This is a genomic window from Streptomyces sp. NPDC004542 (genome assembly GCF_040610035.1).
GTDB lineage: Bacteria > Actinomycetota > Actinomycetes > Streptomycetales > Streptomycetaceae > Streptomyces.
The window spans coordinates 81,912-99,912 of sequence record NZ_JBEXLP010000006.1; the positions used below are offsets into that span (position 1 = coordinate 81,912).

The following is an 18,001-nucleotide window of genomic DNA, read 5'->3' on the forward strand; positions in this document are numbered from 1 at the left end:
CCGACATCAAGGATAGGTGTCCACACGGACGCGCAGGCCGTCGGGCCCTTGCCGCCGGACGGCACGCTGACATACTTACGACGCCGTAGGTTACGGAACCGTAGGGAAGTACCGCTCGGGTCCCGCCCGGTTCCCCCATCCGGCATCTGTCTCGACCCTCGACCCCCCAGGGGACGCGCATGACCTCAAGTTCCGATGTGATGGAAGACGCCTCACAGCCGTCCGGCACTCCCACTCCCTCCGCCACGCTGGGCGGCGAGCAGAAGCGTTCGATCGAGCAGATCACGCTGCTGCTGTTCATCACCGTTCCGTTCGTGGCACTGCTGGCGGCGGTGCCCCTGGCGTGGGGGTGGGGGGTGAGCTGGCTGGACCTCGGTCTGCTGGTGTTCTTCTACTTCCTGGGCTGCCACGGCATCACGATCGGTTTCCACCGGTACTTCACGCATGGTTCGTTCAAGGCCAGGCGGCCGTTGAGGATCGCTTTGGCGATCATGGGTTCGCTGGCGGTCGAGGGTCCCCTGGTGCGCTGGGTGGCCGACCACCGCAAGCACCACAGGTTCTCCGACGCCGAGGGCGATCCGCATTCGCCGTGGCGGTTCGGGGAGACGGTTCCGGCGCTGATGAAGGGCCTGTGGTGGGCGCACATCGGCTGGATGTTCGACGAGGAGCAGACGCCGCAGGAGAAGTACGCGCCGGATCTGATCAAGGACCCGGCGATCCGTGCGATCTCCCGGCAGTTCGTGCTGTGGACGGCGCTGTCGCTGGCGTTGCCGCCGCTGGTCGGCGGGCTGGTCACGCTGTCCTGGTGGGGCGCGTTCACCGCGTTCTTCTGGGGCTCACTCGTTCGGGTGGCCCTGCTGCACCATGTGACGTGGTCGATCAACTCGATCTGTCACGCGGTCGGCAAGCGGCCCTTCAAGTCCCGGGACCGTTCGGGGAACGTGTGGTGGCTGGCGGTCCTGTCCTGCGGCGAGTCCTGGCACAACCTGCACCATGCCGACCCGACCTCGGCGCGGCACGGGGTGATGCGCGGCCAGGTGGACTCCTCGGCGCGGTTCATCCGCTGGTTCGAGAAGCTCGGGTGGGCGTACGACGTGCGCTGGCCGTCACGCTCGCGTATCGATTCGCGCCGTAACACCGGGGAAGGCGGTTCCCGGCACCGGGGGGAGACGGCCGAGGCGGCATGATGGACGCCGTGGCGACCGACTCCAGCAGCACTCCGAGCAATGACAAGCCGCGGCGTGCGCGTCGCACCCGGATGACCGGTGCAGAGCGCCGCCAGCAGCTGCTGGAGATCGGTCGCACCCTCTTCGCGACGAAGGGTTTCGAGGGCACGTCGGTGGAGGAGATCGCGGCGAAGGCCGGGGTGTCCAAGCCGGTGGTGTACGAGCACTTCGGCGGCAAGGAGGGGCTGTACGCGGTGGTGGTGGACCGCGAGATGCGGCGCCTGCTGGACATGGTGACCAGCTCGCTGACGGCCGGGCACCCCCGTGAGCTGTGCGAGCAGGCCGCTTTCGCGCTGCTGGACTACATCGAGGAGTACACGGACGGTTTCCGCATCCTGGTCCGTGACTCCCCCATCCCCCAGTCGACCGGGTCCTTCGCGTCGCTGATCTCGGACATCGCCACCCAGGTGGAGGACATTCTGGGCCGCGAGTTCAAGTCCCGCGGCTTCGACCCGAAGCTGGCCCCGCTGTACGCGCAGGCGCTGGTCGGCATGGTGGCGCTGACCGGGCAGTGGTGGCTGGACGTGCGCCGGCCGAAGAAGGCCGAGGTGGCCGCGCATCTGGTGAATCTGGCCTGGCACGGGCTGGACGGGCTGGAGCAGAAGCCCCGGCTGATCGGGCACCGCAAGAGCTGACGCGGGAAGAGCTGACGCCGGGCGGGCTTGATCACCCGTTGTGGTGACCTTTGTCGGTTCTGGCGGCTACGGTGGGCATCCAGGCCGAGAATCCCGCTCATGGGAGGAATCACCATGACCGAGCCCGGCATCCACCTGCCTGTGCCGCCCCCCGAGGGCTTCACGGTCGACGACCTGTTCACCCTGCCGGACCTCCCGCCGCACACCGAGTTGATCGACGGGAGCTTGGTCTTCGTGAGTCCGCAGCGACGTTTCCACATGCTGATGATCGACTTGCTGGTGCGCGGGCTGCGCTCGACACTGCCGGACCACCTGAGCGTCGAGCGGGAGATGACCGTGGTCCTGAATCGTCGCAACGGTCCTGAACCTGACGTCAGCGTCGTCCGTGCGGCAGCGGTGACCGGACTCGAGCAGACCCGGTTCGAGGCGGAGGACCTGGTACTCGCGGTCGAGGTCGTCTCCCCGGACTCCGAGGCCCGCGACCACGACACCAAGCCCCTCAAGTACGCAGCCGCCGGAATTCCCTATTTCTGGCTGGTCGAGATGGCCGAGGGGAATCAGCAGCCTGTGATCCGGACGTACGAACTCGACCCGGTGACCAAGGCGTACGGGCCCACGGGCACGTACCACGAACGCCTCAAGGTCACTGTTCCCTTCGACATCGACATGGACATCAGCCTGAACGCCCTGAGGAAGCCGTAGCCACCGCCTCCAGGAACTCCAGCCGGTTCCCCACCGGATCCTCGGCGTAGAAGCGCCGGTGGCCAGGGAGGTTCTCGTCCCAGGTGACCGGCGCCCCACGCCCAGCCAGCCGCGCCGCGTACGCCCCGATGTCCCGCACCCGCAGCCCCGGATGCGCCTTCCTCCCGGGTCTGAAGTCCTGCGCGATCCCCAGGTGCAGCCGCACGGCCCCCGCCTGGAACCAGCAGCCCCCGCGCGCCGCGAGTACCGGCGGCTTGGGGATCTCGGTCATGCCGAGGACGTCCACGTAGTACGCCCGCAACTGGTCCTCGCTCCCGGGCGGGGCGGCCAGCTGCACATGGTCCACGGCTACGAGCATCACGCCCGCCTCGTCGCCACGGCGAAGATCCGCCGGAACGGGAACGGTGTGCCGTGCGGGCCCGCCGGATAGGCCTCGCGCAGGGCCGTCCGGTACTCGGCCAGGAAGTCGTTTCGCGCCTCCGGGTCGTCGGCCAGCGCGGTGAGGACCGGCCGGAGCCCCGTGCCCTTCACCCAGTCGAGGACCGGGTCCTCACCCTGGAGCAGGTGGATGTACGTCGTCTCCCACACGTCCGCCGCGCAGCCGAGCCCGGTCAGCCGTTCCAGGTACGCCTCGGGCGCGAGCACCGCGTCCTCGTGGCGCAGGACGTCGGCGAGGCGGGCCTTCCAGCGGGCGGAGTGGGCCAGGGAGCGCATCAGCAGGTGGCTGGGGGCGGAGAAGTTGCCGGGCACCTGGAAGGCGAAGGTGCCGCCGGGGGTGAGGGCCGCGATCCAGTCGGCGAAGCGGTCGGCGTGGCCGGGCACCCACTGGAGGGTGGCGTTGCCGAGGATCAGGTCGTGCGGTTCGGCGGGTGTCCAGGTACGGGCGTCGGCGGGGGCGAAGCCGAGGTGGCCGCCGCCCGCCGTGGGGCCGGCGTGGTCGACGTGGGCCCGGTCGAGCATCTCGGGCGAGTTGTCGTACCCGGTGATGCGGGCGGTGGGCCAGCGCGCGGCGAGCAGTGCGGTGACGTTGCCGGGGCCGCAGCCGAGGTCGGCGATGCGGGGCGGGGTGCCGGGCGGGTCGGGGACGCGGGCGAGGAGGTCGGTGAAGGGGCGGGCGCGGTGGCCGGCGTGCCGGAGGTACTGGGCCGGGTCCCAGGCGGGAGTGGTCATGTGTGCCACCTTCCCAACCCAACCATCTCGACGTCAAGATACTTCACATCAAGAGACTTCATGTCGACACAACCACTACACTGATCGTCATGGAGGACGAGGTCGATCGGCTGGTCGCTGCGTGGCGCCGGGAGCGCCCGGACCTCGACGTGGAACCACTCGAGGTGCTCAGCCGGGTCAGCAGACTGGCCCGGCACCTGGACCGGGCGCGCCGGCTGGCCTTCGCCGAGCATCAGCTGGAGCCCTGGGAGTTCGACGTGCTGACCGCGCTCAGGCGCGCGGGGTCGCCGTACCAGCTCTCGCCGGGGCAGTTGCTGACCCAGACCCTGGTCACCTCGGGCACGATGACCAACCGCATCGACCGGCTGGCCAAGAAGGGCCTGGTGGAGCGGCTGCCCGACCCGAGCGACCGGCGGGGCGTGCTGGTCCGGCTGACCGGTGAGGGGCGGGACCGCGCGGACCAGGCGCTGGCGGGCCTGCTGGAGCAGGAACGGGCGATCCTCGCGGAACTGACCAGCGCCCAGCGGGGGGAGCTGGCCGGACTGCTGCGCCGGCTGACCGCTCCGTTCGACAACATCCCCGACTGAGAGTGTGCCGGGCGGGCCACACCGAGGACGCGGGTCCGGCACGCGCACCGCGTCGATCAGGCGCTGTTGGTCTCCTCCGGCCTGATCCGGCCGGCGGGCTCCAGGTCGGCCGGGCCGACGCCTGCCCGGCGGGCCAGGGCGACCGCGGCGAGGGTGGAGTGGACGCCCAGTTTGCCGAGGACGTTCTGCATGTGGGTGCGGACGGTGTGCGGGGAGAGGAACAGCCGTTCGGCGACCGCCTTGCGGCCGAGGCCCGCGACCATGCAGCGCAGCACCTCCCGCTCGCGCGGGGTGAGGGACTCCACCAGCCGCTCGCTCTCCGTGCGGTGCTTGCGCGCGGCGGTCAGCTCTCGCAGCACCCCGGTGAGCAGGGCGGGCGGCAGATGCGTCTCGTCGCGCAGGACACCGCGGATGACGTTCAGCAGCCGGGACAGCGAGCAGTCCTTGGCGACCCAGCCCGAGGCGCCGGCCTGCAGCGCGAGGGCGGCCCGGCGCGGGTCGTCCTTCTCGGCGAGGACCACGGTGCGCACCCCCGGCTGTGCCGTCCGCACCCCCGCGACCAGCGAGAGCCCGTCGACGAGGCCCTCCTCGTCGCCGTCCTGCACCGGTGCGGCCGGGCGTATGCCGGGCACGTGGCCGCCCAGGTCGGCGTCGACGAGCAGTACGTCGTAACGGCGGCCGTCGGCGGCCGCCCGCTCCAGGCAGCGCAGCGCGGCCGGGCCGCTGCCGGCGGCGGAGACCTCGACGTCCGGCTCGGCGGCCAGGGCGGCGGCGAGCGACTCGGCGAAGATGCGGTGGTCGTCGACGACCAGGACTCGGATACGAACCACTGAAACCCCCACTGGTCCGGGAAACGACGACCTCGCGGGCACGACCCCACGGCTGACGGAAACACACCGCGCGGCCGCCGCCGTGCGGACACTGCTACCCCCACCGCGGGTGTCGTACCCGCGTGTCTCGCCCCCTGATCAGCACCGGCCCCCACCGGTGCTGCACATCAGGGTACGGACCACGGCGGGCGGGGGAAGACTATTTGCAGAACTGGCCGTCCAGCGCGTTTATGGTGTGCCGCATGTTTCGTATTGAGGCGGAAGTCGACAAGGCCCGGCATGATCTGCTTCGCTCCCGCCTGCGTGACACCGACACGGCCGCCTCGCCGGTCCTGGCCGCCCTGCGCGGCACCCCGGGCGGACGGGAGCGTCCGCTGCACGTGTGGGCGTCCCGGGAGACGGGGGACTTCGTGGGCGGACTGGCCGGCCACACCTGGGCGACCTGGCTGCACGTGACGTACCTGTGGGTGGACGGCCGCCACCGCGGCTCGGGCCTGGGCTCCCGCCTGCTCGCCGAGGCCGAGCGGATCGCCCGTGCCGACCACGGCTGCCGCCACGCCCGCCTGGATACCTGGGACTTCCAGGCACCGGACTTCTACCGCAAGCAGGGCTACCAGGTGGTGTCCGTGATCCCCGGCTATCCACCGGGGATCACGGAGTACACGTTGACCAAACGGCTCGGCTGAGCCGGCCCGGCCGGGCGGTTCAGCCGAGCCGGCGCGCGCCCGCGGCCGGGACCGCCTCGAACACGCGGGGGGCCGTGAAGCCGGCCGCCGCGAAGGCCTCCTCGACGGCCTTGCCGATGGTGTCGACGTCGGCGGCCTCCGCGAGCACGATCGCCGAGCCGCCGAAGCCGCCGCCGGTCATCCGGGCGCCCAGGGCGCCGCCGGCCAAAGCGGTGTCGACGACCAGGTCCAGCTCGGGGCAGGAGATGCGGAAGTCGTCCCGCAGGGAGGCGTGGCCCTCGGTCAGCACCGGCCCGATCGCCCGGGTCTCGCCCGCCCGCAGCAGGGAGACGACCCGCTCGACCCGCTGGTCCTCGGTGACCACGTGGCGCACCAGGCGGCGCACCTCCTCCTCGTCGCCGAGCCGCTCCAGGGCCTGGTCCAGCTCGTCGTAGGGGATGTCCCGCAGGGCGTCCACGCCGAGCAGCGCGGCGCCCTTCTCGCAGCCGGCGCGCCGCTTGCCGTACTCGCCGCCACTGTGGGCGTGCTTGACCTGGGTGTCGACGACCAGCAGGCGCATTCCCTCGGCGGCGAGGTCCAGGGGGATCTGCCGCTGGGACAGGTCGCGGGTGTCGAGGAAGAGGGCGTGGCCCTCCTCGCAGCACGCGGACGCCGTCTGGTCCATGATGCCGGTGGGCGCGCCGACGTAGACGTTCTCGGCGCGCTGGCACAGGCGGGCCAGCTGCCAGCGCTGCAGGCCGAGCTCGTACAGGTCGTTCAGGGCGAGCGCGACGACGACCTCCAGGGCCGCCGAGGAGGACAGGCCCGCGCCGGTCGGCACCGTCGAGGACAGGTGGACGTCGGCGCCGGTGACCGGGTGCCCGGCCTCCCGCAGCGCCCAGACCACGCCCGCGGGGTACGCCGTCCACGCGCGGTCGCTCTCCGGGGCGAGCGCGTCCAGGGAGAGTTCCACGACGCCGCCCTCGACGTCCGCCGAGTGCAGCCGCAGCACGCCGTCCGTACGGCGGGCGACGGCCGCCGTCGCCACGTGCGGCAGGGCGAACGGCATGACGAAGCCGTCGTTGTAGTCGGTGTGCTCGCCTATCAGGTTGACCCGGCCGGGCGCCGACCAGACGCCCTCGGGCTCGGCTCCGTACAGTGCGACGAAGTCCTCGCGGACCTGCTGTGCCCCCACTACTGCTCCCTTGCGATGTGCTGGGCGAATTCCCACGCGTCCGCGACGATACCGGCGAGGTCCGAGCGGGACGGCTGCCAGCCGAGGCGCTCGCGGGCGGCCTGCGCGGACGCCACCAGCACCGCCGGGTCGCCGCCCCGGCGGGGGGCCACGACCTCGGGGATCGGGTGGCCGGTGACCTTGCGGACGGTCTCGACGACCTCGCGGACCGAGAAGCCCGCGCCGTTGCCGAGGTTGCAGATCAGGTGCTCGCCGGGGGTCGCGGCGCCGATGGCCAGCAGGTGGGCCTCGGCGAGGTCCGCGACGTGGATGTAGTCGCGGACGCAGGTGCCGTCCGGCGTCGGGTAGTCGTCGCCGAAGACCGAGATCGACTCCCGGCGGCCCTGCGCGACCTGGAGGACCAGGGGGATCAGGTGGGACTCGGGGTCGTGGCGCTCGCCGTACGCGCCGTACGCGCCGGCCACGTTGAAGTAGCGCAGCGACACGGCACCGAGCCCGTGGGCCGCCGCCTCGCCGGTGATCATGTGGTCGACGGCGAGCTTGGAGGCGCCATAGGGGTTGGTGGGCTCGGTGGGCGCGGTCTCGACGATGGGGACCTGCTCCGGCTCGCCGTAGGTGGCGGCCGTGGAGGAGAAGACGAGCCTGCGCACGTCCGCCTCGCGCATCGCGCCGAGCAGGGCCATGGTGCCGCCGACGTTGTTGTCCCAGTACTTCTCGGGCTTCACGACCGACTCGCCGACCTGCGAGAAGGCGGCGAAGTGCAGGACGCCGTCGTAGGAGGGGTCGAGCCACTTGCCGGCGTCGCGGATGTCGCCCTCGACGAACGCGGCGCCGGCGGGCACGCCCTCGCGGAAACCGGTGCTGAGGTTGTCCAGCACGGTGACCTCGTGGCCGGCCTCCAGCAGGTGCTGGGCGACCACGCTGCCGACGTAACCCGCACCACCCGTCACCAGGTACTTCCCGCTCATGAACTCGCTACCTCTCGCAGTCGCTGGGCCGCGCGCTCCGGCGGCACGTCGTTGATGAACACGCTCATGCCGGATTCGGAACCCGCGAGGAACTTCAGCTTGCCGGAGGTGCGGCGGATGGTGAAAAGCTCGAGGTGGAGTGCGAAGTCGTTCCGCGTCACGCCCTCGAAGTCCTCCAGCTGGCCGAACGGCGCCTGGTGCCAGCCGGCGATGTACGGCGTAGGAGGCTCACCGTCCCCGAAGATCCGGTCGAAGCGCCTCAAGAGTTCCAGATAAACCTTGGGGAACTCTGAGCGTGCCGCCTCGTCCAGGGCGAGCAGATCGGGGACGCGGCGCCTGGGGTACAGGTGGATCTCGTACGGCCAGTGTGCGGCGTACGGCACGAAGGCCAGCCAGTGTTCACTCTCAAGGACGACCCGCTCCTCGGCGAGTTCCCTCTCCAGGATGGCGTCGAAGAGGTTCTCTCCGCCGGTGGCGTCCTTGTGCGCCGCCAGTGAACGCAGCATCAGCGCGGTGCGGGGGGTGGTGAAGGGGTACGCGTAGATCTGTCCGTGCGGATGCCCGAGCGTCACTCCGATCTCGGCCCCCCGGTTCTCGAAGCAGAACACCTGCTCGACCGAAGGGAGGTGTGACAGCTCGGAGGTCCGGTCGGTCCAGGCGTCCAGCACCAGGTGCGCCTGCTCCTCGGTCAGGTCGGCGAAGGAGGCGTTGTGGTCGGAGGTGAAGCAGACCACCTCGCAGCGTCCGGAGTCGCCGGCCAGCGAGGGGAAACGGTTCTCGAAGACGACGACGTCGTACGACGAGTCCGGGATCTCGCTCAGCCGGTCCCCCTGCGAGGGGCACAGGGGGCACTCGTCGGCCGGCGGGTGGTAGGTGCGTCCCTGCCGGTGCGAGGCGATCGCCACCGCGTCGCCGAGCAGCGGGTCGTGGCGTACCTCCGAAGTGGTGACCGTGCGTTCCAGCGGGCGCCGGTCCACCGCGTCGCGCACCGCGTCGTCCTTCAGGTCGTAGTAGATGAGCTCACGACCGTCGGCCAACCGGGTCGAGGTCTTCTTCACCGCGACTCTCCATCCGTACACCGAGCAAGGCATCAAACAGAACCGAACACATCGAACCACACAATCCCCCGCACGTCACCATCACAATCAAACAAAGAACACCAAGCAAGGTGAACGCCGCATGCGTACCCCCACTTACCTGGCCGCCGGGCTCCGGCTCCCCACCAACTGGCTCGACTACACGATCCTCGCGATCTACTTCGTCGTCGTGCTGGGCATCGGCTTCGCCGCCCGCCGGTCGGTGCGGACCAGCCTCGACTTCTTCCTCTCCGGACGCTCGCTGCCCGCCTGGATCACCGGCCTCGCCTTCGTCTCGGCCAACCTGGCGGCCACGGAGATCCTGGGCATGGCGGCGAACAGCGCCCAGTACGGCGCCTACACCGTCCACTGGTACTGGATCGGCGCCATCCCCGCGATGGTCTTCCTCGGCCTGGTGATGATGCCCTTCTACTACGGCAGCAAGGTCCGCTCGGTGCCCGAGTTCCTGCTGCTGCGCTTCGACAAGGGCGCCCACCTGCTCAGTTCGATCTTGTTCGCCTGCGCGGCCGTCCTGATCGCCGGTGTCAACCTCTACGCGCTCGCGATCGTCGTCGAGGCCCTGCTCGGCTGGCCGCAGTGGGTCGCCATCGTGGTCGCCGGCGCCTTCGTGCTCGCGTACATCACGCTCGGCGGTCTGTCCTCGGCGATCTACAACGAGGTGCTCCAGTTCTTCGTGATCCTCGCCGCCCTCATCCCGATCACCGTGCTGGGCCTGAAGAAGGTCGGCGGCTGGGGCGGCCTGACCGACAAGCTCACCGCCACCCACGGCCACAACTTCACCACCGCCTGGGGCGGCACCGGCATCGGCAGCGTCAACCCGCTCGGCGCGAACTGGCTGACCATCGTGCTCGGCCTCGGATTCGTGCTCTCCTTCGGCTACTGGACCACCAACTTCGCCGAGGTGCAGCGCGCCCTGTCCGCGAAGAACCTCTCCGCGGGGCAGCGGACCCCGCTGATCGCGGCCTACCCGAAGATCTTCATCGTGTTCCTGGTGATGATCCCGGGCCTGGTCGCCGCCGCGCTCGTCCCGAAGATCGGCGGCTCCGCCTCGGGGCTGCAGTACAACGACGCCATCCCCTTCCTGATGCAGGAGCTGCTGCCCAACGGTGTGCTCGGCATCGCGGTCACCGGTCTGCTGGCGGCCTTCATGGCGGGCATGGCGGCCAACGTGTCGTCCTTCAACACGGTGTTCACCAACGACATCTGGGAGAAGTACGTGGTGCCGGGCCGCCAGGACGCGTACTACGTCCGCTTCGGCCGTCTGATCACCGTCATCGGTGTCTGCGCCTCCATCGGCACGGCGTTCCTGGCGTCCTCGTTCTCGAACATCATGGCCTACCTGCAGACGCTGTTCTCCTTCTTCAACGTGCCGATGTTCGTCGTCTTCATCGTCGGCATGTTCTGGCGGCGCGCGTCCGCCGCCTCCGGCTTCTGGGGCCTGCTCGCCGGTACCACGGCCGCGATGATCAACTACTTCGTCCTCTACAAGAAGGGGATCGTCTCCATCCCCTCCGACCAGGGCGCCAACTTCGTCTCCGCGATCGCCGGCTTCGTCGCCGGCGCGGTGGTGATGGTCGCGGTGTCCCTGTTCACCCGGCCGAAGCCGGCGGACGAGCTGCGGGGCCTGGTCTACGGCACCCGCTCCCCCGGCATGGCCGAACCGTCCGCCCCCGGCGACGACGCCTGGTACCGCAAGCCCGCCCTGCTGGGCTGGGGCGCGGTGGTCCTGGCCGCCGCCTGCTACATCCCGTTCTCGTTGTGACGCGCAAGGACCGAGGAAACCATGACCGAGCAGCCCGGAAACCCCGACCACCCCGGCCGGCACCACCACTACACCGAGGCGGACGTCGCGGAGGAGGTCTCCGACCTGGAGACCAAGTCGGCGACCGCGGCCCGCATCTTCGACCTGCGCCGCATCATCGGCGGCCTGTTCGTCCTCTACGGCGTCATCGTCACGATCACCGGGATCACCGACTCCCAGGCCGCGATCGACAAGGCCCAGGGCGTCAACATCAACCTGTGGACCGGGATCGGCATGCTGCTGCTGGGCCTCTTCTTCCTGGCGTGGCTGAAGCTTCGGCCGACCCCGCCGCCGCCTCCGGCGTCGGCGGCGGACGAGGACCAGTCGCCATCGGTGGGGTCTTAGGCACCCGGCGTCGGCGTGCCCCGCCTGGGGGGCTACCGCCCCCCAGACCCCCGTTGTCGGCACCCCCGTTGTCGGCCTGCCGGCCTCGTCACTCAAGCGCCGGACGGGCTCGTCGGACCGGTCCTCACTGCGAACCGGTCGACACCCGGTCCAGCAACCCCGTCCGCGCGGCCAGCGCCGCCGCCTCCAGGCGGGAGCCGACGCCCAGCTTCATCAGGACCCGCTGGACGTGGGTCCGGGCCGTCGACGGGGCGATGCCCATGCCGGCCGCGATCAGCCGGGTGTCCTCGCCGTCGGCGACCCGGACCAGGACCTCCACCTCGCGCGGGGTGAGCATCTGCAGGAGGCGCTGGCCCTCGTCGTCGGGCTGCGCGGCGGGGTTGAGCAGCTCACTGAAGGCACCCTGCAACAACTGGGGGGCGACGGCCGCCTCCCCGGCCCTGGCCTTCATGATCGCCCGCTCGACGCCCTCGATGCGCTCGTCGTGCCGGACGTAGCCGGAGGCCCCGGCCGCGAAGGCAGCCGCGATGCCCCGCGGCGACGGGACCGGGCCCAGCACCAGGACCGCGACCTGCGGGCGCTCCCGCTTGATCTTCACCACGGGATCGAAGACCCCCGGCTCGGCGGGGGCCGCCGTGCCCAGCAGGCACACCTCGGGCGCCCGGCTGATCACCAGGTCCGCCGCGCCGGCGGCCGGTGCCGCCGCCGCGAGGACCCGGTGCCCCCGCAGCTTCAGCGCCGAGGCAAGCGCCTCCGCGAGCAAGCGGTGGTCGTCGACCACCATGAGCCGCACTCCCACAGAGCAACCCCCCAGTCCCCCCATGGATGCCTCACCATGGATGCCCACGGTCCCCTTGGACAGAGGGCCCCCCGGCACCCCGCCCTTCATGCCCCCGGAAGCTACACGCTTGTTCGACGTTACGCTGCCCCTACTGGTGAGAAGTGCCACGGATCGCTGAATTCCCGCTGTTCGGGACCATTGACAGCACCTGACGGGTGATCAGTTCCCGGTGCCGAACGCGACGACCAGCTCCTCGTCACTGCTCGAGGAGCCGGACGTGTCGTCCGCGAAGACCGCCGACATGTACAGCCGGCCCTGGGAGTAGAGGATCTCCGCGTACTCCGGCAGCATGCTGGTCTCCGCGTCGCGCACCGACTCGGTGGCCGGGTTCTCCAGCAGCTTGGTCTCCTTGAACGAGCCGCCGTCGATACTGACGACCTGCCCGCCCTTGTCGTAGGGCGGACGCTTGTACGCGAGCAGGTTGCCGCCGTCCATGCGCAGCGGGGAGATGGTGTAGCCGTCGCCGGCGTCGGCACGCTGGCCGGTCTGCTTGCCGGTGCCCAGGTCGAAGGCGACGATCTCGTTGGTCCTGCTGTACTTGCCGGTGCCGTCGTGCTCCTCGGTCGGCACGTACAGCTTGTCGTTGCCGACGACGACCTCCTTGCAGTACTCGATGCGGGTGATGCCGTCGCAGCGGCCGCCGAAGGAGTCGGCCGGCGCGGAGATCCGGGTGCGCAGCTTGCCGGTCCTGTTGTCGATGGAGAAGTAGTCCGAGATGCCGCTGCCGTCGCCCGCGCTGTCGCCGACGTCGGCGGCGACCACCAGCGGGTCGGTGGAGACGACGCTGGCGTACTCGATGCCCTCGGCCATCTTGTACTCGGAGATCACCTTGCCGGACTTCGGGTCGATGGTCTGGATGTGCAGCTGGCGGTTGTCGTACGCGCCGCACTTGCGCACCGCCACCAGCTTCTCGCCGCCGCCGTACCCGGCGTCGTAGCAGGTGTCGGCCGACTTCGGCTGCCACAGCACCTTGCCGGAGGCGATGTCGAAGGCGGCTCCGCCGCGGGTGCTGCCCACGGCGACGGTGTTCTGCGCGACCGTCACGTTCTCGAAGCTGATCGCGTAGTCACCGGAGTCGACCGACTTCGTCCACAGCTTCTTGCCCGCGTCGAGGTCGATCGCGGCGATCCGGCTGCAGCCCTCGGCGGAGTTCTTCGCGGGCATCTTCGGCTGGAAGGTGATCGCCGTCCGGCCGTCGGACGTGACGTGGTTCGCGGCCGCGCAGACCGGGCCGGGCAGCTTGATCGTCCAGAGTTCGGTGCCCTTGTCGGGGTCGTAGCCGACGATCTGGGCGACGCCGCTCTTGGCGTACACCTTGTCGGTGAGCCAGGAGCCGTAGGTGGAGACGGTGTCGTTCGCCTTGGGCAGCGGCACGTCGAAGAGCTTCCTGGCGGCGGTGTCGGCGGGCGCCTTCTCCTTGCCGCCGGTGGTGGTGCCGCCGGTTCCGCCGGTTCCGCCGGTGCCGTCCTTGCCACCCGTGCCGCCCGTGCCGCCGCCGGAACTCGCGGTGTCCTTCTTCCCGCCGTCGCCGCCGCCGGACTTCGCGTACCAGATCCCGCCGCCGATGATCAGGGCGATCGCGACCAGCGCCGAGACGATGATGATCAGCGAGGAGTTCGGCTTGCGCCCGCCGCCGCCCGGCTGCCCGGGCTGCGGGTACATCGGCACGGTCGGTTGGCCCGGGTAGCCGTAGCCGGGCTGGCCGTACGCGGTCGGCTGCTGGGGGTACGGGGCCTGCGGCTGACCGTACGGGTTCGGCTGCTGGCCGGGGTAGCCGTAGCCGGGCTGGGGCTGCGGGGGCTGAGGTGCCTGCGGGTAGCCGTAGCCGGAGGGCGGGGTCTGCGGCGGCTGCGGCGGCTGCGGCGGGCCGAAGCCGCCCTGCTGCGGGGGTTGGTTCGGCGGCGGAGGCGGTGGCTGGGTCATGGCTGTACCTCGACAGAAGGCTCGGGAAGCGGAGCGGAAGGCGGCGGAGGGGATCCGCCTACTTGCCGAAGGCGAGCATCAGCTTCTCCTTCGCGTCGTCTTTCCCGTTCAGCCGGGTGGAGGAGATGTAGAAGCGCCCGTCGGCCCAGTCCACGGCGCCATCGTAGAAGCCGTCCTCGATCTCCGCGGCGCCACTCGGGTTCTGCAGCAGCTTCGTCGGCTGGTGGCCGGAGCCGCCGGTCGGGATGGACACGACCTGGCCGCCGGTGTCGTACGACGGGTGGACGTACGCGACGAGCTTGCCGCCCTCGGTCTCGACGGGGACCATCGACTCGTCCGTCGGGGACTTCACCCGCCACTTCGCCTTGCCGGTGGCGAGGCTGATCGCGACGATCTCGTTGGCGCCGCTGGTGGTGTCGGTCGGCAGGTAGAGGGTGTCGGCGTCGACGGCGACAGCCCGGCAGCCCTGGAGGTCGCGTTCGAGGATGGCCCAGCCGCAGCCCGGGGCGAACTTCTCGTCGACCTTGACCTCGGAGCGGAACCTGCCGTCGGCGGTGAAGGCGGAGATGTTCCAGGCTTTCTTGTCCTCGTTGGTCAGGTAGACCACGAGCGGGTCGACGGAGTAGGTCCGCGCGACCGTCCAGCCCTTCTTGACCTTCTGGGTCCACTTGACCTTGCCGGTGGCCGGGTCGAGCGACTGGATCTCGTCGTGCTCGTCGCTTCCGGTGGCGTCGCAGGAGGCGACGGAGATCAGCCGGCCGGTGCCGCCCGCGAACGCGGTCGGGAAGCAGTCGGTGCCGTACTTCTTCTTGTCGTAGAGCTTCTTGCCGGTGTCGAGGTCGTACGCCGTGCCCGACTGGGAGCGGCCCACCATCAGCGTCTTGCCGCTGATGGTCAGCTCGACGCTGATCGCGCTGTCGAAGAGCCCGCCGTCGGCGACCTCGCCGCTCCAGCCCTTCTCGCCCGTGTTCAGGTCGATCTGCTGGAGCTGGTTGCACTTGGCGCGGTCGCTGGTGCCGCTCATGTACGCCACGACGACCTTGTCGTCGGCCGACTTCCGCGGGGTGACCGCGCAGATCTTCTGCGGGAAGGTGAGGGGGGACCACGTGGGGTCGCCGTCACCCACGTTGTAGGCGAAGACCTGCTTGTAGGCCGCCTTCACCGCCGTCTTGCCGGTGATCCACATACCGGGCGCGTCGGCGCCGGAACCGGGCGCGTCGGGTGCCGTCTTGTACCAGAGCACCTTGGCCTCGCCGGGCTTGCGGCCCGCGTTGAGGTCCTCCGGGTCCGAGCCTCCGTCGCCGCTGCCGTCACCGGGGTTGACCGGGGTGTCGGTGGCGGTGGCGGTGGGCCCGGTGCTGTCGCTCTTCTGCGCGACCGGCTTCTTCTTGCCGCCGTCGTCACCGCCGACGACCGCGTACACGGTGCCGCCGATGACCAGCAGCGCCGCCACCGCCGCCCCGATGACGAGCGCGGGCCTGCCCTTGAAGGGACCACGCGGGCCGCCGGGCGGCGGGGTGCCGGGCGCGCCGGGGTACTGCGGCTGCTGCGGGTAGCCGTACCCGGGCTGCTGCCCGTACGGGCCCGGCTGCTGCGGCTGCCCGTACGGGCCGGGCGTACCGGGCGCCGCGTACGGGCCGGGCGTACCGGGCGCCGCGTACGGGCCGGACGTACCGGGCGCCGCGTACGGGCCGGGCGTGCCGGGCGCCGCGTACGGGCCGGGCGTGCCGGGCGCCGCCGGGCCGGGCTGGGCGTAGGGGCCGGGCTGCTGCGGGTAGCCGTATCCCGGCTGGGGCTGGGGTGGCTGGGCCGGCGGCAAAGGCGCCGGTGCGCCGAATCCGCCCTGGGGCGGCGGGTCCTGCGGCGGACCGAAACCACCCTGCTGCGGTGGCTGATCGGGCGGCTGGGTCATCAGCGCGTCTCCCCCTCGTTCACTGATTTTTAGCCAGTTCTCAGACCGCTCTTTCTACCACCCGGGTCCGACAGCGCAGCGGGCCGGACCATCCCCTGTTCCCAAGGGAGGACCGGCCCGTGATGCCGCCGTTATGGCTTTCACGCCCCCTTCACCGGGCGTGCGCCCCGCCTACGCGTCCTCGGCGAGTTCCAGCCAGCGCAGCTCCAGTTCCTCACGTTCTCCCGCCAAGTCGCGCAGCCGTGCGTCGAGTTCGGCGACCTTGGCGAAGTCCGTGGCGTGCTCCGCGATCTGGGCGTGCAGCTTGGTCTCCTTCTCGGAGACACGGTCCAACTGCCGCTCGATCTTCTGGAGTTCCTTCTTCGCGGCACGCTGGTCGGCGGCGCTCCTCTCCGGGCCGGCCGGCTTGGCCGCCGAGGCGGCGGTGGCGGCGGCGACCGCCTCCTCCATGCGCTGCCGCCGCTCCAGGTACTCGTCGATGCCGCGCGGCAGCATCCGCAGGGTGCCGTCGCCGAGCAGGGCATACACCCGGTCGGTGGTGCGCTCGACGAAGAACCGGTCGTGGGAGATGACGATCATCGAGCCGGGCCAGCCGTCGAGGACGTCCTCGAGCTGGGTGAGGGTCTCGATGTCGAGGTCGTTGGTGGGCTCGTCGAGGAAGAGGACGTTGGGCTCGTCCATGAGCAGCCGCAGCAGTTGCAGCCGGCGCCGCTCACCACCGGACAGGTCGCCGACGGGCGTCCACTGCTTCTCCTTGCCGAAGCCGAACGTCTCGCACAGCTGCCCGGCGGTCATCTCGCGCCCCTTGCCGAGGTCGACGCGCTCGCGGACCCGCTGGACGGCCTCCAGGACCCGCCAGTCGGGGTCGAGCTCGGCGACCTCCTGGGACAGGTAGGCGAGCTTGACGGTCCTGCCCACGGCGATCCGCCCGCCCGCCGGCTGCGCCTCGCCCTCTGTGCGGGCCGCCTCGGCCATGGCCCGCAGCAGGGAGGTCTTCCCGGCTCCGTTGACACCGACCAGGCCGATCCGGTCACCCGGGCCGAGCTGCCAGGTGACGTGCTTGAGCAGCACCTTGGGGCCGGCCTGGACGGTGATGTCCTCCAGGTCGAACACCGTCTTCCCGAGCCGGGAGGAGGCGAACTTCATCAGCTCGCTGCTGTCCCGGGGCGGCGGCACGTCCTTGATCAGCTCGTTGGCGGCCTCGACGCGGAAGCGCGGCTTGGACGTACGGGCGGGCGCGCCGCGCCGCAGCCAGGCCAGCTCCTTGCGGACCAGGTTCTGCCGCTTGGTCTCCTCGGTGGCGGCGATGCGCTCCCGCTCGGCCCGCGCGAAGACGTAGTCGGAGTAGCCGCCCTCGTACTCGTACACGGTGCCGCGCTGGACGTCCCACATGCGGGTGCAGACCTGGTCGAGGAACCACCGGTCGTGGGTGACGCACACCAGCGCGGAGCGCCGCTCCCGCAGGTGCCGGGCCAGCCAGGAGATGCCCTCGACGTCGAGGTGGTTGGTGGGCTCGTCCAGGACGATCAGGTCCTGCTCCTCGATGAGCAGCTTGGCCAGCGCGATCCGCCGCCGCTCGCCGCCCGACAGCGGCCCGATGACGGTGTCCAGCCCCTTGGGGAAGCCCGGCAGGTCCAGGCCGCCGAAGAGGCCCGTCAGTACGTCCCTGACCTTGGCGTTCCCGGCCCACTCGTGGTCGGCCATGTCACCGATGACCTCGTGCCGCACGGTCGCCGCCGGGTCGAGGGAGTCGTGCTGGGTGAGCACCCCGAGCCGCAGCCCGCCGGAGTGCGTGACCCGCCCGCTGTCGGCCTCCTCCACCTTGGCGAGCATCCGGATCAGGGTGGTCTTGCCGTCGCCGTTGCGCCCGACGACCCCGATCCGGTCCCCTTCGGACACACCGAGCGAGACCCCGTCCAGCAGGGCACGGGTGCCGTACACCTTGCTGATGTTCTCGACATTGACCAGGTTGACGGCCATTTCACTCCTGCGGGCGGGGACTGTATCGATGTGCGGCTCCGCCGCGTGGGTCAGCCTTCTAGCGTAGGGCCTGTGGGGTGGGGACCTTCGCGCTGACCGGGATCCACCACGACCACGTCAAGGT

The 18,001-nt window shown here is 70.7% G+C and carries 17 protein-coding genes; 7 read left to right on the forward strand and 10 right to left on the reverse strand.

Going from position 1 to position 18,001, the window contains the following annotated elements; translation table 11 throughout:
• The first annotated feature begins 179 nt into the window (after positions 1-179).
• The 3 genes from ABZX30_RS05810 (at position 180) to ABZX30_RS05820 (ending at position 2,563) form a co-directional block, all read left to right on the forward strand.
• Positions 180-1,187: a fatty acid desaturase gene (locus ABZX30_RS05810; protein WP_355929298.1), complete on the forward strand. Its 1,008-nt coding sequence runs from the start codon at positions 180-182 to the stop codon at positions 1,185-1,187.
• Positions 1,184-1,861 (forward strand): TetR/AcrR family transcriptional regulator, encoded by a 678-nt coding sequence (locus tag ABZX30_RS05815; RefSeq protein ID WP_355929300.1) that lies wholly within the window; start codon positions 1,184-1,186, stop codon positions 1,859-1,861. Before ABZX30_RS05810 ends, ABZX30_RS05815 begins: the two co-directional genes overlap by 4 nt.
• Positions 1,862-1,960: 99 nt before the next feature.
• Positions 1,961-2,563, forward strand: a complete 603-nt coding sequence (locus ABZX30_RS05820) for a Uma2 family endonuclease (RefSeq protein WP_355929303.1) — start codon at positions 1,961-1,963, stop codon at positions 2,561-2,563.
• On the opposite strand, the gene ABZX30_RS05825 is transcribed toward ABZX30_RS05820, so the two are convergent.
• Together ABZX30_RS05825 and ABZX30_RS05830 are read right to left on the reverse strand one after the other, a co-directional pair.
• Entirely contained in the window at positions 2,535-2,921 is a 387-nt protein-coding gene (locus ABZX30_RS05825; RefSeq protein WP_355929306.1) for a VOC family protein, read from the reverse strand. The two genes, ABZX30_RS05820 and ABZX30_RS05825, sit on opposite strands and share 29 nt — an antisense overlap.
• Positions 2,921-3,733, reverse strand: a complete 813-nt coding sequence (locus ABZX30_RS05830) for a trans-aconitate 2-methyltransferase (protein ID WP_355929307.1) — start codon at positions 3,731-3,733, stop codon at positions 2,921-2,923. Before ABZX30_RS05830 ends, ABZX30_RS05825 begins: the two co-directional genes overlap by 1 nt.
• An 89-nt stretch (positions 3,734-3,822) precedes the next feature.
• Between ABZX30_RS05830 and ABZX30_RS05835 the strand changes: the two genes are divergently transcribed.
• Positions 3,823-4,320, forward strand: coding sequence for a MarR family transcriptional regulator (locus ABZX30_RS05835; RefSeq protein ID WP_355929309.1), 498 nt, complete (start codon positions 3,823-3,825; stop codon positions 4,318-4,320).
• 56 nt (positions 4,321-4,376) lie between these two features.
• Here the strand turns inward: ABZX30_RS05835 and ABZX30_RS05840 are convergent, their stop codons facing one another.
• Positions 4,377-5,150 carry a response regulator transcription factor gene (locus tag ABZX30_RS05840; protein ID WP_355929310.1) on the reverse strand — a complete coding sequence of 258 codons (774 nt, stop codon included), beginning with the start codon at positions 5,148-5,150 and terminating at the stop codon, positions 4,377-4,379.
• Between the two features lie 230 nt (positions 5,151-5,380).
• Here ABZX30_RS05840 and ABZX30_RS05845 point away from each other — a divergent pair, with 230 nt between their 5' ends.
• On the forward strand, positions 5,381-5,836 hold the full coding sequence (locus tag ABZX30_RS05845; protein ID WP_355929514.1) for an N-acetyltransferase: 456 nt from the start codon (positions 5,381-5,383) through the stop codon (positions 5,834-5,836).
• A gap of 19 nt (positions 5,837-5,855) precedes the next feature.
• Here the strand turns inward: ABZX30_RS05845 and galK are convergent, their stop codons facing one another.
• The 3 genes from galK to galT are packed head-to-tail and all read right to left on the reverse strand — an operon-like array spanning position 5,856 to position 9,036.
• A complete protein-coding gene (gene galK, locus ABZX30_RS05850; protein ID WP_355929313.1) occupies positions 5,856-7,010 on the reverse strand; it encodes a galactokinase in 1,155 nt (384 codons plus the stop codon).
• Complete coding sequence (galE, locus tag ABZX30_RS05855) at positions 7,010-7,978, reverse strand: UDP-glucose 4-epimerase GalE (RefSeq protein ID WP_355929315.1); 969 nt, start codon at positions 7,976-7,978, stop codon at positions 7,010-7,012. The genes galK and galE overlap by 1 nt, the downstream gene beginning before the upstream one ends.
• On the reverse strand, positions 7,975-9,036 hold the full coding sequence (gene galT / locus ABZX30_RS05860; RefSeq protein WP_355929318.1) for a galactose-1-phosphate uridylyltransferase: 1,062 nt from the start codon (positions 9,034-9,036) through the stop codon (positions 7,975-7,977). Before galT ends, galE begins: the two co-directional genes overlap by 4 nt.
• Positions 9,037-9,157: 121 nt before the next feature.
• On the opposite strand from galT, the gene ABZX30_RS05865 reads away from it, so the two are divergent.
• Positions 9,158-10,837, forward strand: coding sequence for a sodium:solute symporter family protein (locus ABZX30_RS05865; protein ID WP_355929321.1), 1,680 nt, complete (start codon positions 9,158-9,160; stop codon positions 10,835-10,837).
• Between the two features lie 21 nt (positions 10,838-10,858).
• The gene (locus ABZX30_RS05870) at positions 10,859-11,221 is read left to right on the forward strand and encodes a hypothetical protein (RefSeq protein WP_355929323.1); all 363 of its coding nucleotides are present in this window, start codon (positions 10,859-10,861) and stop codon (positions 11,219-11,221) included.
• A 124-nt stretch (positions 11,222-11,345) separates the two neighbouring features.
• On the opposite strand, the gene ABZX30_RS05875 is transcribed toward ABZX30_RS05870, so the two are convergent.
• The 4 genes from ABZX30_RS05875 to ABZX30_RS05890 all read right to left on the reverse strand — a co-directional run bounded on the left by ABZX30_RS05875 (position 11,346) and on the right by ABZX30_RS05890 (position 17,877).
• Positions 11,346-12,020 (reverse strand): LuxR C-terminal-related transcriptional regulator, encoded by a 675-nt coding sequence (locus ABZX30_RS05875; RefSeq protein ID WP_355929325.1) that lies wholly within the window; start codon positions 12,018-12,020, stop codon positions 11,346-11,348.
• 201 nt (positions 12,021-12,221) lie between these two features.
• Positions 12,222-13,985: a PQQ-binding-like beta-propeller repeat protein gene (locus ABZX30_RS05880; RefSeq protein ID WP_355929328.1), complete on the reverse strand. Its 1,764-nt coding sequence runs from the start codon at positions 13,983-13,985 to the stop codon at positions 12,222-12,224.
• Between the two features lie 58 nt (positions 13,986-14,043).
• Positions 14,044-15,897 carry a PQQ-binding-like beta-propeller repeat protein gene (locus ABZX30_RS05885; protein ID WP_355929331.1) on the reverse strand — a complete coding sequence of 618 codons (1,854 nt, stop codon included), beginning with the start codon at positions 15,895-15,897 and terminating at the stop codon, positions 14,044-14,046.
• A 171-nt stretch (positions 15,898-16,068) separates the two neighbouring features.
• Positions 16,069-17,877 (reverse strand): ABC-F family ATP-binding cassette domain-containing protein, encoded by a 1,809-nt coding sequence (locus ABZX30_RS05890; RefSeq protein WP_355929332.1) that lies wholly within the window; start codon positions 17,875-17,877, stop codon positions 16,069-16,071.
• Positions 17,878-18,001 lie beyond the last annotated feature (124 nt).